The following is a 14,933-nucleotide window of genomic DNA, read 5'->3' as shown; positions in this document are numbered from 1 at the left end:
TTATAAAATGAAACTTTAATCAGTGGGGAATTTTGTTCACCCCACTGATTATTAGCCTTTACCAATCGGACGTTTACGGGCAGTGGATCTCCCGTCTAACTTCTTTGCTTTAACTGAATTTTTAGGCAAGAGTCTTACTGCCTGGAAAATAGCGGGATAAATGAACCAACGATAAAATAAACAATATTCATTCTAAATAACTAAAAAAAGCAGTAGACAAATATTGTCCACTGCATCCATATCATAACTAGCATAAAGAAAACTACAATTGAGGGGGGTGTAGGATTTTCAAATATACTAGATACTTATCCCGTTCTAACGGGCGGTAAACTTTCCAATTGTTTCAAGTGAAAAGTTTACCGCTCATAAGAACTTCCTTCGTTCATTAAGATAGTATTGCTAGATAATCATATACACGCTTAGATTTCTCTCCACCCATTCGTGCATGTTGAAGAAGAGAAATACCATGAGGGCCAGATGCACGCAATGCTTCTGGTTGAGCTACTAAAATAGCTTGTACAACTTCTAATTCACCAAGCATAGCTGCTGCAAAAATATCCATCCGAGCACCCTTTTCTAGTAAATAAAGAGCAATATCTTTACGACCTACATGTGCCGATGCCCCTAACGCACTTTCCCAATCTGATCCACCCCAATTATAAGAAGCGTGAAGTAAGCTTGGTGATTCAACCAATAGCTCTTGTACTTTCTCTAAATCCCCGTGAGCTGCCATAACAAATTCTCTTACTAATTCAGTGGTAATACGCTCTTCTGTTTGCATCGCTCTTCTCCCCTTTTAGAAATTCGTTTCGGTGTAAAAAAAGGCTTGTCACTTCCCTGAAAAATATCTACATCTATGCCAAATACATGTTGAAACATTTCATGGCATAGTACTTCTTCTGGTATACCATCATACTGAATCTTTCCTCGCTTTAATACAAGTAAACGATCACTATATTGAGCAGCTTGGTTAATGTCATGTAAAACCATTATAATTATCATTCCAAACTCCTCATTTAATCGTTTCACAAGTTCCATTACTTCCAACTGGTGAACGATATCTAAAAAGGTTGTTGGTTCATCCAATAATAAGACATTTGTACGTTGCGCTAGCGTCATCGCAATCCAAGCACGTTGCCGTTCCCCTCCTGATAAAGAATGTAAAAGACGATATTCATACCCTTCAAGATTTGTAACAGACAATGCCCAATCAACAATTTCTTCATCTTCTTTATTTAAGCGGCTACTCCATGATTTATGTGGACCTCTTCCGAACTCAATTAGTTCTTTCACTGTTAAATCTAATTGATGATCATGCATTTGTGGTAACATTGCTAATTGCTTCGCTACATCAGCACTCTTCATCATATGAATATTTTTCCCATCTAAAATGATGTCCCCTTCGCTTTGTTTCAGTAGCCTTGCTATTAAACGAAGCAAAGTAGATTTTCCCGATCCATTCGGACCAATTAAACTAACGATTTCTCCAGCCTTAATATGTACATTCATATTTTGCATTTGAAATCTTTCAGAGTGTGCGTAAAACACTTTGTTAACGGAAATCACTTTGTTTTCCTCCTCTATGAATTAAATATAAGAAGAACGGACCACCTAAGAAGGACAGTAAAATACCAACAGGCAATTCGATTGGGTCAAACCAACTTCGAGCTATTGCATCCGCAAAAACAAGTAATACCCCGCCGCCAAGGCATGATAAAGGTAGCAAATATCTATAATCATTTCCAACTAATAAACGTAGCATATGTGGTACGACAAGACCGACAAATCCAATAAGACCAGACACACTTACTGCAATTCCAGCTAATAATGTACTTACTACGATTAAATAAAACCGACTTTTTTCCACATTATGTCCTAATAACTTTGCCATTTCATCTCCAAGCATTAACACTCGAATATGCTTAATACCAAAGAAAGCTAATATAATGGCGAATATTGCATAATAAATAATCATGTTTAAATGTGCCCAACTTACACCACCAATACCGCCCGCTAACCACGGTAACACCGATTGTACTTTGTCACTATGTAATAACATTAATGCTGACGTTGCTGCACCAATTAATGCATTGATCGACACCCCTACTAAGACGATTCTTGAAGGTGGTGCCCCTTTTTGCCATGATAAAGCATAAATAACCATCGCTGTTATGAAAGCTCCTAAAAACGCCCCTAGTGGTAAAAAAGCTAGATGCTGTGGGAATAAAATCATGATGACAATTGCTACAAGGCCTGCTCCAGATGAAACTCCGATAATACCAGGATCTGCAAGAGGGTTTCTCATAACCCCTTGTAGCAGTGTACCAGATGCAGCTAAACATGTTCCTACTATAAACCCAATAAGCACTCTCGGTATGCGAAGATCCCATACAATTCGATGAACTGTCGAACCTTCCTCTTGTATACCTGTTAAAATATCTCGTATAGAAAAGGATAAACTTCCTGCGAAAAGACCGTACAAGAGACCTAGGATTGTTAATATAACTAAAGTAACTGCTATTATCCATCTTTTTTTCGCAAAAGGATGTTCCTTTTCTCTTACTACTTCACTACTTTCCATACGTATCATTTCCTTACATCTTGTATACTTTTATACATAAAGTCCATTGCTTCTGTAACTTTTGTACCAGGATTAGATCCAAATAAATCAGGTGGCAAAATAACTACGCGGTTTTGTTTTACTGCCTCTAAATTTTTCCACGCTTCATTTTTCATCATTTCGCCTTCGAATGCTTTTTTCACACTTTTTGGATCTCCGTGTGTAATTAAATAAATCACATCTGGATTCGCCTCAATAATACGTTCTACACTTAGCTGTGCATATTGCGGATATTCTTTCGTTTCTGGAAAATCAGAAGCAATATTTTTTCCGCCTGTTTTTTCTAAAATATCACCTGATAAAGATGTTGGTAATGCCGCTAAATAAGTACCTGGTGCGCCATACACTAGCAATGCTTTCACATCGCTCTTTTTCTCATATTTCTTCATTTGATCATTCATTTTTTGATTAATTTCTTTTGCTTTATCTTCTTTCTTCATTACCGTTCCATATAATTCAATATTCTTTTGAATATCTTTTACAGAATTCGCAGAAGAAATGATAACTTGCGTTCCTTGTCCTTCAACCGTTGGCACATTCTTTTGGAATCCATTGTTAGCAACAAGTACATCGGGCTTTAAACTAGCAATTTGCTCAAAATTCGGTTGATGTGCATTCCCAATTACTTGTGCTTTCTTTAACTCCTCTGGAAGAGTTAATTTCGTATCCGGGCGACCTACTATTTTTCCACCTAAAGCATGAATAATATCCATGTCCCCCATACTTAATGTTGCAAAACTTTCTGGCACTTTATCGAATGTTACCTTTCTTCCTGATAGGTCGGTAATTTCGATTTTCTCTTTTCCTTTTTCTGTTTTGGTTGCAGACGCTTTTTCGTCCCCTTTGGCACTGCAACCTATTAACAAGAAAAAAATAGATAAAATCGCTGTAAATAGCGTAATAGATTTTTTCATTCCTTCACCTCTAATTGATAATGATAATCATTAACTACTATTCTACTTTAATTGATAAGGATTATCATTGTCAACACGAAACGCATACATTTTTCTACAAAAAACAAAAAGCGTGACAAAAAGATTTTTTCTTTTCGCCGCGCTCTAGTTAACAATATTATTCACATTCATTTTCCTCTAGCTGGTCACGCATCACTTTCACACGCTGAAAGAAAAAGAACGATAAACTTAAAAATATAACGATGCTCCCCATCATAACAAAAAATTGGATTGTCTCTTTTGCTCCATTCGGAATCAACAAGCCAACCATTAACAATGTACTTACAGCGAGAAGAATTTGTCCGAACCGAGTATAGTCTTCTATTTTTCCTTTTAATTCTTTCATTATATTCTCACTCCTCCATTTCACTGTATCATATTCTATGAAACTGAAAGACCAGTAAATACAGCCATTCTGGGAGATGTTTTCCAATAAAAAAAGAGCCGCTTTACTGCGGCTCTTTTTTAATCATTATTCACCTTTATATGCTTCCATATAAATTTCTTTCAGTTCTGAAATAAGCGGCAACTTTGGATTAGCAGTTGTACATTGATCTTCAAAAGCTCTTTCTGCTAATACTCCAACAACCTCTTCAAATTGCTCTTTATCTACTCCTTGTCCTGCAATACTCATATTAATATTTACGCTTTTTCCAAGCTCAATAATTGCTTTGACGAGTGATTCCACCCCTTCTGCTGCCGAGCTTGCTGGAAGCCCGAGCATTCTCGCTATATGTGCATATCTTTCATCTGCCACAAAGTGCTCATATTTTGGGAACAATGCGTGTTTTCTTGGCTTAATAGCATTATAGCGGACTACATGCGGCATTAGAATGGCATTTGCGCGTCCGTGCGGAATATGGAATTCTGGTCCAATTTTATGTGCTAAGCTGTGATTAATACCGAGGAAAGCATTTGCAAATGCCATACCTGCAATTGCAGAAGCGTTATGCATTTTTTCTCTTGCTTCTTCATCATTTCCATCTTTATATGCTCTCGGTAAATATTTGAATACGAGATCAATAGCTTTTAATGCTAATCCATCTGTATAGTCATTTGCCATAACAGACACATACGCCTCAATTGCATGTGTTAAAACATCCATACCAGTATCTGCTGTTACATGTGGTGGTACTGTCATTACAAATTGCGGATCAACAATTGCTACATCTGGTGTTAATTCATAATCTGCAAGCGGATACTTTATATTATTTTTCTTATCTGTAATAACCGCAAATGGTGTCACTTCTGATCCCGTTCCTGATGTCGTTGGAATCGCAACAAACTGCGCCTTATTTCCTAATTCCGGATATTTACATGTACGTTTTCTTATATCTAAAAACTTCTGTTTAATGCCATAGAATGTCGTTTCTGGATGCTCATAGAATAACCACATTCCTTTTGCTGCATCCATAGCTGAACCACCACCAAGTGCGATAATTACATCTGGCTTAAAGCTTCTCATCATTTCCGCACCTTTAAAAACAGTTTCATCTGATGGATCTGGTTCGACCTCAAAGAAAACTTCAACTTTCACATCATTTGCATGCTTGTTTAAATAGTGCGCGACTGTATCGACATAGCCATGTTCAACCATTCCAGGGTCCGTTACAATAAATGCACGTGAAATGTTAGGCATATTTGCTAAATAAGCTGTAGCATGTTTTTCAAAATAAATTTTTGGTGGTAATTTGAACCACTGCATATTCTTTTTTCTATTTGCCAGCCTTTTTATATTTAATAAATGAGTGGCTGTTACATTTTGGGAAACTGAATTCTTTCCGTATGAACCACAACCAAGTGTAAGTGATGGAATAAATCCATTATATATATCCCCTATTCCACCTTGTGATGAAGGTGCATTTACAATGAGACGGCAAGCTTTCATACGTAACCCAAATTGCTTTTGCACATCTTTATTTGTAGAATGGATAACTGCTGAATGTCCTAAACCACCTAGGTTCAACATTTCTTCGCAATATGTAAATCCTTCTTCTAATGAATTCGCCTTCACACAAGCTAATACTGGACTCAGTTTCTCACGAGATAACGGATATGCTGCTCCGATACCTTGAATTTCAGCTACAAGCATTTTTGTATGTTCAGGAACAGTAATCCCAACTAAATCGGCAATATACTGTGCTGATTTCCCTACAATATCACTATTTACTGCACATGTATTTTCATTTATAACAAGCTTTTCTAATTTTTTTCTTTCTTCTTCTGTTACAAAGTAACAATTGTTTTCAATCATTTCTGTTTTAACATCATCATAGATTTCTTTATCGACAATGATTGCTTGTTCCGATGCACAAATCATACCGTTATCAAATGTTTTCGATAAAATTAAATCATTAACAGCTCGTTTTACATGTGCTGATTTTTCTATATAACACGGTACATTACCAGGCCCAACGCCTAACGCTGGTTTTCCAGTAGAGTAAGCTGATTTCACCATACCAGCGCCTCCAGTTGCTAGAACGAGTGCTACACCATCATGGTTCATTAATTGTTTCGTCGCTTCAACAGACGGTCTTTCAATCCATTGAATACAGTGTTTTGGTGCACCAGCTTTCATCGCTGCATCATATACTGTTTTCGCCGCTGCCACAGAACATTTTTGTGCGGAAGGATGAAACGCGAAAATAATTGGATTTCTTGTTTTTATCGCAATTAACGCTTTAAACATTGTTGTCGACGTTGGATTCGTTACTGGCGTTACCCCAGCTACTACACCGACAGGTTCCGCGATTTCTATTATTTCTTCATGAGAATCTTCGTGAATAATTCCTACCGTTTTATCTTGCTTTATACTATGCCAAATATATTCAGTGGCAAAAATATTTTTAATGCATTTGTCTTCATATACACCACGGCCAGTTTCTTCAACTGCTAATTTTGCTAGCGGCATATGTTGATCAACACCTGCTAATGCCATTTCATGAACAATGTTGTCAATTTCCTCTTGTGTAAAACTTTCTAATGCTTGTAAAGCTTGTTGACCATTATTTACTAGTGTATCAATCATCTTTTTTACTTCCTGCATTTCATTTACAATTTTCTCTTTGACTACCATGTAAATTTCCTCCTATTCTACTATCACGGTCCTTATATGTCCCTATGGGTCAAAATAAGTCCCAATTAACATAAAAAAATAGAGATGCTTTCCTACATGAATTTCATTGTTTGTGAAATGTTTCACAAGTTTGTTCGTGAGTAACATTTCCTGAATTCAATATACATGAAATCATTTCGTTTGTGTATGTCTATTTTGTGAAATGTTTCACAAAATAATGTAATAAAAAAACACACTGCTAATATAGAGCAGTGCATTTTTTTATTATGCTAACGCTTGTGCTAAATCTTCAATTAAATCTTCACCATCTTCAATACCGACAGAAATACGAATTAATGTATCTGTAATTCCTAATTCTTTGCGGCGATCAGCTGGGATTGATGCATGTGTCATTTGAGATGGAATAGAAATTAAACTTTCTACTGCTCCTAAACTTTCAGCAAGTGTAAAGTACTGCAATTTCTCAAGTACTTTATTTAATGTCTCTTCACTATCTACATCAAATGAGATAATAGCACCAAATCCATTTGCTTGTTCTGTTGCTAATTCGTGGTTTTGATGTGATTCAAGACCTGGGTAATATACTTTATTTACTTTTGGATGATTATTTAAGAACTCAGCAATAGCGCGTGAATTCGTTTCATGTTCTTCCATACGAATTCCTAACGTTTTTAAACCACGAAGTAGTAAAAAGCTATCTTGTGGCCCAAGAATACCGCCTGTTGAGTTTTGTACAAAGTGAAGATCTTCTGCTAGTTGTGGGCTATTTACAACTACTAGACCTGCAACTACGTCACTATGACCTCCTAAATATTTCGTTGCACTATGAAGCACAATATCTGCTCCTAAAGAAATCGGCGACTGCCAATATGGCGTCATGAATGTGTTATCAATAATTGTTAATAAGTCTTTCTCTTTAGCAAGAGTAGATATTTTCTTAATATCAGTAATTTTTAGTAGTGGGTTCGTTGGTGTTTCTACATAAATTGCTTTCGTATTTGGACGAATCGCTTCTTCAACTTCCTCTAAGTTTGTTGTATCTACAAATGTATGCTCAATACCGAAACGGTTTAATACTTTCGTAATAACGCGGTATGTTCCGCCATACACATCATCTGTTAAAATAACGTGGTCACCTTTTGAGAACAACATAATTGTCGCTGTAATAGCAGCCATTCCTGAACCAAATGCAAATCCAGCATGCCCATTTTCTAATACAGCAATCATTTCTTCTAAAGCTGCACGTGTTGGGTTACCTGTACGTGAATATTCATATCCTTGATGCTTACCAACTGCTTCTTGTTTGTACGTACTTGTTTGATAAATCGGTACGTTTACAGATCCAGTTGAAGGTTCTCCTATGCGAATACCATGAATTAACTTTGTCTTTGCTCTCATTTTTTATTCCCATCCTTTGTATATGTCTTTACTTAAATAGCGCTCACTGCTATCTGGAAAAATGGTTACAATATTTGTACCTGGTGCTGCCTTCTCTGCCTCAAGTAAGCTCGCATGAAATGCTGCTCCTGAAGAGCTTCCAACGAGAAGTCCTTCTTTTTGCGCTAATTCTTTCACTCGTAAAAATGCATTTCGATCAGAAATCGTATGAATTTCATCAAAATAAGATGTCTTCAAAAATGGGGGGATAAATTCCAGTCCAATTCCTTCGGTCTCATGTGAACCAGCCTTACCACCATTTAAAATAGATCCTTCTGGCTCTACGATAACTGTTTTAATATCTATATTTTTTTCTTTCAAGTAAGATGCAGTCCCCATAAACGTACCGCCAGTTCCTGCTCCAGCAACAAATATGTTAATCTCTCCATTCAATGCGTCCCACAGTTCAGGTCCTAATGTTTTAAAATATGCACGAGGATTTGCCTCATTTGCGAACTGACTTGGAGAGTATGAATTCGGTATTTCATTTACTAACTCTTTTGCTTTAGCAATTGCACCGGTCATTCCTTGCTCAGTCGATGTATGCACGACAGTTGCACCTAGTGCTTTCATTAATTCTTGTTTTTCAATACTAAATTTCTCTGGTACACAAACAATAACACGTAAATCATGTTCTAATGCTGCAAGTGCCAGTCCAATACCAGTATTCCCAGCAGTCGGTTCAATAATTGTTCCACCCTGGGTAACAAGCCCTTTTTCTAGCGCATCTTCGATTAATTCTCTTCCTAAACGATCCTTAACGCTTCCGCCTGGATTATAAAATTCAAGCTTTGCAAATAAACGGACCCCTGTTGGAAGTGAAAAACGAGTAATTTCTACAATTGGTGTATGACCAATTAACTCATGAACTCCACGATATACATTCATCGTGTTCTCCCCCTTGTTTGCCAATAAAGAAAAGGCAACTGTATGTATTTTCTTTATATGAGACAGTTGCCTTTTTGTTACATTACTTTAACTCTTCTAACACTTTTACGATAAAGTTTGTAGAATGAAGAGCTGCTTGATCTAAAAACTGATCAAATGAAACATTTGATTCTTTACCAGCAATATCAGAAAGTGCGCGAATGATAACAAACGGAATTTCATATTGGTGGCATACTTGTGCAACAGCTGCTGCTTCCATTTCTACCGCATAAAGATTTTCAAATTTATCACGGATGGCTGCAACGCGGTTCGGATCACTCATAAATGAATCACCTGTTGCAATCATACCTTTTACAACTTGAATATTTTCTTCAGCCTGCATACATTTCTCAGCTAATGCAACTAACGCCTCATCAGCTTTAAATCCAGGCGGCATTCCTGGTACTTGACCATATTCATAGTTAAATGCTGTTACATCTACGTCATGGTGACGAACTTCAGTGGAAATAACTACATCACCAACGTTTAGAGAATGATGGAATCCACCAGCTGAACCAGTATTAATTACTTTTTCAGGCTTATATTTTTCTAATAAAATTGTCGTTGACATCGCTGCGTTTACTTTACCAATACCAGACTTTAACAAGATTACTTCATGCCCTGCTAATAGCCCTTTCGTAAATTCACAACCAGCAACCGTTTCTGTTTCTGCTTGTTCTAATTTGTCACGTAAAATACGTACTTCTTCTTCCATTGCTCCAATTACAGCAATTCTCAATCTAATCCCTCTTTCTATTGCTTAGTTGCCTCCATTACCCAAACGAAATGATTTAATCTCGTGAAAGTTACATGGAAGCCATTGTTTTCAAAAATAGTCTGCATAACTGGAATACGTGTATAGTATTCCGTTTGCAAATCGTTTGCTAACTGGTGGAAACCTCTTTCTTTTGCTGTTTCAACAGTTTTATCATATGCATCTTGATCTGCAAATATCGTATCAGCAAACACTATTTTACCACCTTTGTTTAGCAATTGACTATATTTCGCAATCGCTACATTTTTTTCATCATCTGTTAAATGATGAAATGCATAGGTGCTTACAATGGTATCAATTGAATTTGGAACTTCAAACGAAAGAAAATCACCCTCTGTAATTGAAAATTCTTTTGGCAATTTCTCTTTTGCAATCATGCGCATTTCACGCGACGGTTCTATACCGTAAACTGTGCGGCCAGCAAGTAATAATTTATTTGTTAAATTACCTGTACCGACACCAAATTCTAATACATTACCAAATGACTTGTTAACTACATCCTCTAGAATGTCCTCATAATGAGCGAAAACTTCTTTATATTGTATATCTTCGCCTTGTACAAATGAGTCGTACGTATGAGCCCACTCATCAAATAAACCATTAAATTCTGTACCCATAAAAATTCCCCTTTTTCTTATCGGTTTTATCAGTATGATATTCCCTCTTTCTAAAAATGTCAATTGAAATGTACATGGTATTTCCTTCTTTTCTTTGTTACACTATAGTTGATTACATAGGAGAGGGGCCGTCTTCATGTCATTTACCTTTGAAATGTTAGAAGATAAAGTAGAGTTTTTTGAAGCGGGAGACTTAGCTTCTTTAGAACGAAAAATTAGTGAACAAATTGATAATAATAAAGCACTTATGCTTGAAGTTCATCACATCTCTCATCAAATGGTTATGGATCCTGAAAGCAAAAGACCGTATTATAGCGCGGTTGTTCATTTTAAATTAAAGAAATTGCGTTAACAAAAAAGAGAAGCTCCTAAGGAGCTTCTCTTTTTTAGTTTAGAGTTTGAACAAGTACTGGTTTCCAGCCCTCATTGTCTACCCAATCAATATTTACGTAATATCTTTTCCCACTTTGCTTATCTTGAACATCACCATAAGCTTTGCTCTTTCCAGTTTTGTCTCTTCCAACAAAATGGAATACTAATTGCTCTTTCGGTATCTCAACACCTGCAGCAATTGCACTTTGCATCTCATTCCAATCTGATGACCCTTGTTTAAACGTCATCGCCGGTGATGAACCTTGTTCTGTTCCTACAGCTTTCCAAGAAGGTTTTGTGTAAGCCTCTTTTGCCTTAGATACAGTTTTTTCAGCTGATACTTTCTCGTTAGCTTTCGCTTCTTCTTCAGCTTTTTTCTGTTCTTCTTCAGCCTTTAGCTTCTCTTCTTCAGCTTTTTTCTTAGCTTCTGCTTGCTCTTGTTCTTTTTCTTTTTTCTTAGCAGATTCTTTATCTTCTGATTTTCCAGCTTTCTCATTCTTTGTTGTTTGTTGAGAGACTTTCTTATCAGTAGAAGATGCTTGCTCTTTCGTACTAGGAACGAACAATTGATATGCTACAATAGCTACTAATAGTAATACAATAGCGATTGCAATATTTAAAACACCGTTTTGACGACGTTTTTGTTGTTTCTGTTGGAATCTTGATCCTCCTGCCATTCTCCAAACCTCCATGCAGTTTTTCCTAATTGCTATTGTAACATTAAATCTAGAAAGGTTGAACATTTACAATGATATTTTCATGAAATGAAGACATTTCACTATAAATTGCAAGATTACTTTTCATTCTCTAATTGATAGATTGCTCCCACCATATCTTTAAAAGTAGGTGTAACTTTATTCACTTTGCTATCAGTCTCTAGATCAACAACAACTAAAGCATATCTTGGATTCTCATACGGAAAATAACCTGCAAACCAGCGATTCACCCTCGTCCCTTTCCCCGTTTGCGCTGTCCCGGATTTTCCAGCGACACTTAGTGGCAACGAACGGAATGCCGTTCCTGTTCCTTTCTCCCTTGTTACAACGCCTCTTAATAACTCTTGTAATGTTTTCACTGTTTCATACGAAAGCTGTTTTCCATTTAACGTATGGCTCTCAAATGTAAAAAAATCCGCTCCATTTTTATATACTATTTTTTCAACAGCTTTCACTTCCATCTTTTCTCCATTCCTCGCAATCGTCGCCATCATATTTGCAATTGCTAGAGGTGATATACGTACATCTTTCTGTCCAATCGCTGTTTGTTCTACCGCTTTTTTATTACTTTTATTTTCTTCATTCCCCCAAATAGTAGTGCCTTTCTCTTCTGGCATTTGCTCAAAATGAGGTGTATGAAATACAGAACCTTTCCATCCAACCTTTTCATTTGCTCCTAGAGCTGCTACGTATGTTTCTAACACCGTCCTATCCTTTTGTAATAGCTCGTTACCTAACTCGGAAAATGTCCTGTTACAGCTCCTAGCAAAGCTCTCTTTAAAGTTAAGCGTACCCATCCTAACTTGCGGGTCGTTTTCACCATATAAATCTTTATTACAGTTAAATGTCCGATTAAACAAATTTACTTTTTGATCAATGACTGCAGCTGCAACTACTGTTTTAAAAACAGAGCCTGGAAAATGTGGCGTTAACATTTGATTTTCAAGTGTAGTTTTATATAAATTCTCATCCCTTACTTGTAAAGACGGCTTACTAACCATCGCTAATATTTCATTTGTCTTTACATCAAGTAATACTAATCCCCCCTTCTTTATTTCGTTTGCTTCAATCACTTCTTCTGCTTTTTGCTGCAACTCTTTATGTAAAGTAGTTTGAATCCTAACTGGATAAAATGGATTTCCTGGTGAAGTGTATTTCGCTTGCTTTCCGAAAATTGGTTCTCCTTGCCGATCTACTTGATATAATACTTTTGCCTCTCCATCAGTCAATAGAAATTCATCAAATGATTGCTGTAATCCTGAAATACCTATCGGCGTTTGTTTTGAAATTTTTTTCAATTCTCCATATCGCTTTTGAAATTCCCTTTCGTTCTCCCCTACATCACCAATTAAATGACTTATCTCTCCAGTTTGTTTTAATCGCACTTCAGCTGCTACAATACCTAATACATGTAATTCATTTACCTTCTCCATCTGCTCTCGTGTCACTCGAAATGGAGCAGTTTCTCCTTGTAGGGTAAATGCATTTTTGTTATTTTTCATTTGTCTTCTAATCTCTTGTCTCGACACACCAATGATATGCGCGATTTTCTCTAACATGTCATTTTTTATTTGTAAAAATGGAAAAATAATTAAAACAGGATATTTTTCCTCACCTATTTCTTTACCATTACGATCTATAAACTGCCCACGTCCATCGTCTACTGTAATGGATTGTGTGCGTTGCGTAACACTTTTTTCAATTAAATTTATTTTGCGATCAGTAAATGATTCTGTATCTATAATTTGAATTTGGATTAAACGACAAAGCAATAAAAACATAACGCTCATAAAACAAATTAAAACAATTGTAATTCTCCGTTTTATTTTCATAAAAAACACCTCGTCTATTGTAGTTTAGACGAGGTACTATTTTATTTATACAAGCTCCAAGACAAAAATAGATATTATATAAAGCTATTATTGTTTTTTTGGCTTCTCTAAAAATTTCGTAAGAAGCGATTTAAATTCAGTTTCATTCACTCCAGTGTTTTTAGCAACTTCAATTACAGTAGTTGTTACATTAGCCGCTACTTTTAAATAGTCCTTACTGAAATTATCCATTTCATTTCTTTTTTCTTTTGCATTCTCAACTGTTACAGAATCAATACAAGTAATCATCTTATCTACAATATGTAAATAATTATTTTGTGCATCTATTATTTTTTGAACGTCATCTTTATTACTTACTTTCGATTGTTTTAAATATGTATATGCTTGATTCACTTCATCTTTTAAAATTTTATCATTATTTTTCGCCTGTTCTTGTAACATATTCTTCATATCATCTATTGTTTTTTGATCCATCGAATCTCGCAATAAATAATCTGGATTCCCAATCGCATAATCGTACTTAATCGTTACATCTTGAAATATTTTCATCACAATAGCTAATTGATACGCTACATCAAAATCATTGAATTCCTTTTTATCTTGTGGATTTGCTAAGGCTTTTGAACTCTCAGTTGCTTTTGAACTCTCAGTTGCTTTAATATCCTGTTTTTCTTCTTGCTTCACTTTTTCTCCCTTTGATGATGTAGTTTCCTCTTTCGTTCCGCAGGCAGCAAGTCCTAATATAGAGATACTACAAACCAATCCTGTAAAGATTTTATGTTTCATAATTAGCCCCTTTTCCCTTTTGAAACCTATATTCTCCAATTATGATATCAAAGTTTAAAATGTTTTTTTGACATTTTTTGTCGAATCACTCTAAGGTTTACACAAATTTTTCTATTCTACAGATAAAGTGAAACTTTAATTAGCCCTCACCAAGCGGGCGTTTACGAGCAGTCCGACGCCCACCTAACTTCTTTACTTCCGCTGAAGTTTGAGATAGTGGTCTTACTGCCTGGCAAATAGCGGGATAAAAAAAAAGATTCTCCCGATAGGAGAATCTTTTTTTTATTTTACAGAGACAATCTCTACTTGCATTTCTCCGCCTGGTGTTTGGATTGTTACTTTCTCACCAATTTGCTTACCTAATAAGCTTTTTGCGATTGGAGAATCGTTAGAAATTCTTCCTTCAAATGGGTCAGCTTCCGCGCTACCTACGATTGTGTACGCTTCTTCATCTCCATTTGGTAATTCTTTAAATGTTACTGTTTTACCTAATGTAACAACAGTAGATACTTCGCCATTATCTTTAATGATAACTGCGTTACGAATCATATTTTCTAATTGTGTAATACGTCCTTCTACGAACGCTTGCTCATCTTTCGCTGCATCGTACTCAGAGTTCTCAGAAAGGTCCCCGAAGCTACGTGCGATTTTAATACGTTCTACTACTTCTTTACGTCTTACTGTTTTTAATTGCTCAAGTTCGTTCTCTAGTTTTTGCTTACCCTCTTGCGTCATAGGGTATGTTTTTTCTGTTGACATATTTTCCACTCCTTTTATATACCAATCCCCCGAAAAAAAGAGGAGTTCCATATGAAAACTCCT

15 protein-coding genes are annotated in these 14,933 nt (G+C 36.1%); 1 reads left to right on the top strand and 14 read right to left on the bottom strand.

All coding sequences use genetic code 11. The annotated features are described in order from the left end of the window. Nucleotides 1-385: 385 nt before the first annotated feature. From MR112_RS05905 to MR112_RS05860, 10 genes are all read right to left on the bottom strand, one after another. Nucleotides 386-781 carry an ankyrin repeat domain-containing protein gene (locus MR112_RS05905; RefSeq protein WP_001192766.1) on the bottom strand — a complete coding sequence of 132 codons (396 nt, stop codon included), beginning with the start codon at nt 779-781 and terminating at the stop codon, nt 386-388. Beyond that, nucleotides 748-1,566: an ABC transporter ATP-binding protein gene (locus MR112_RS05900; protein ID WP_134207608.1), complete on the bottom strand. Its 819-nt coding sequence runs from the start codon at nt 1,564-1,566 to the stop codon at nt 748-750. Before MR112_RS05900 ends, MR112_RS05905 begins: the two co-directional genes overlap by 34 nt. Continuing rightward, nucleotides 1,553-2,581 carry a FecCD family ABC transporter permease gene (locus MR112_RS05895; protein ID WP_002041831.1) on the bottom strand — a complete coding sequence of 343 codons (1,029 nt, stop codon included), beginning with the start codon at nt 2,579-2,581 and terminating at the stop codon, nt 1,553-1,555. The genes MR112_RS05900 and MR112_RS05895 overlap by 14 nt, the downstream gene beginning before the upstream one ends. A 5-nt stretch (nt 2,582-2,586) precedes the next feature. Continuing rightward, nucleotides 2,587-3,534, bottom strand: a complete 948-nt coding sequence (locus MR112_RS05890) for an ABC transporter substrate-binding protein (protein ID WP_078186956.1) — start codon at nt 3,532-3,534, stop codon at nt 2,587-2,589. Between the two features lie 157 nt (nt 3,535-3,691). Continuing rightward, nucleotides 3,692-3,919: a YrhC family protein gene (locus tag MR112_RS05885; RefSeq protein ID WP_000661263.1), complete on the bottom strand. Its 228-nt coding sequence runs from the start codon at nt 3,917-3,919 to the stop codon at nt 3,692-3,694. Between the two features lie 126 nt (nt 3,920-4,045). Beyond that, the gene (adhE, locus tag MR112_RS05880; protein ID WP_078186955.1) at nt 4,046-6,649 is read right to left on the bottom strand and encodes a bifunctional acetaldehyde-CoA/alcohol dehydrogenase; all 2,604 of its coding nucleotides are present in this window, start codon (nt 6,647-6,649) and stop codon (nt 4,046-4,048) included. Nucleotides 6,650-6,913: 264 nt separating this feature from the next. Beyond that, the gene (locus MR112_RS05875; RefSeq protein WP_001201908.1) at nt 6,914-8,047 is read right to left on the bottom strand and encodes a bifunctional cystathionine gamma-lyase/homocysteine desulfhydrase; all 1,134 of its coding nucleotides are present in this window, start codon (nt 8,045-8,047) and stop codon (nt 6,914-6,916) included. 3 nt (nt 8,048-8,050) lie between these two features. Next, nucleotides 8,051-8,974, bottom strand: coding sequence for an O-acetylserine dependent cystathionine beta-synthase (locus tag MR112_RS05870; protein ID WP_242244846.1), 924 nt, complete (start codon nt 8,972-8,974; stop codon nt 8,051-8,053). A gap of 82 nt (nt 8,975-9,056) precedes the next feature. Beyond that, nucleotides 9,057-9,752, bottom strand: coding sequence for a 5'-methylthioadenosine/S-adenosylhomocysteine nucleosidase (gene mtnN, locus MR112_RS05865; protein WP_001217024.1), 696 nt, complete (start codon nt 9,750-9,752; stop codon nt 9,057-9,059). Nucleotides 9,753-9,766: 14 nt separating this feature from the next. Continuing rightward, nucleotides 9,767-10,405, bottom strand: a complete 639-nt coding sequence (locus MR112_RS05860) for a class I SAM-dependent DNA methyltransferase (RefSeq protein WP_000536320.1) — start codon at nt 10,403-10,405, stop codon at nt 9,767-9,769. A gap of 136 nt (nt 10,406-10,541) precedes the next feature. Between MR112_RS05860 and MR112_RS05855 the strand changes: the two genes are divergently transcribed. Continuing rightward, the gene (locus MR112_RS05855) at nt 10,542-10,757 is read left to right on the top strand and encodes a YrzA family protein (protein ID WP_000010984.1); all 216 of its coding nucleotides are present in this window, start codon (nt 10,542-10,544) and stop codon (nt 10,755-10,757) included. A 34-nt stretch (nt 10,758-10,791) separates the two neighbouring features. Here MR112_RS05855 and MR112_RS05850 read toward each other — a convergent pair whose 3' ends face one another. The 4 genes from MR112_RS05850 to greA all read right to left on the bottom strand — a co-directional run bounded on the left by MR112_RS05850 (nt 10,792) and on the right by greA (nt 14,870). Next, nucleotides 10,792-11,454 (bottom strand): YrrS family protein, encoded by a 663-nt coding sequence (locus MR112_RS05850; RefSeq protein WP_000897098.1) that lies wholly within the window; start codon nt 11,452-11,454, stop codon nt 10,792-10,794. Nucleotides 11,455-11,570: 116 nt separating this feature from the next. Continuing rightward, nucleotides 11,571-13,325, bottom strand: coding sequence for a peptidoglycan D,D-transpeptidase FtsI family protein (locus MR112_RS05845; protein ID WP_000695148.1), 1,755 nt, complete (start codon nt 13,323-13,325; stop codon nt 11,571-11,573). Between the two features lie 87 nt (nt 13,326-13,412). After that, on the bottom strand, nt 13,413-14,111 hold the full coding sequence (locus MR112_RS05840; protein WP_000680872.1) for a hypothetical protein: 699 nt from the start codon (nt 14,109-14,111) through the stop codon (nt 13,413-13,415). Nucleotides 14,112-14,393: 282 nt separating this feature from the next. Next, complete coding sequence (greA, locus tag MR112_RS05835; protein ID WP_014894880.1) at nt 14,394-14,870, bottom strand: transcription elongation factor GreA; 477 nt, start codon at nt 14,868-14,870, stop codon at nt 14,394-14,396. Nucleotides 14,871-14,933: the final 63 nt, after the last annotated feature.

The organism is Bacillus cereus group sp. BfR-BA-01330 (assembly GCF_022663885.1).
GTDB lineage: Bacteria > Bacillota > Bacilli > Bacillales > Bacillaceae_G > Bacillus_A > Bacillus_A cereus.
This window is presented reverse-complemented; position numbering and strand designations above follow the sequence as displayed.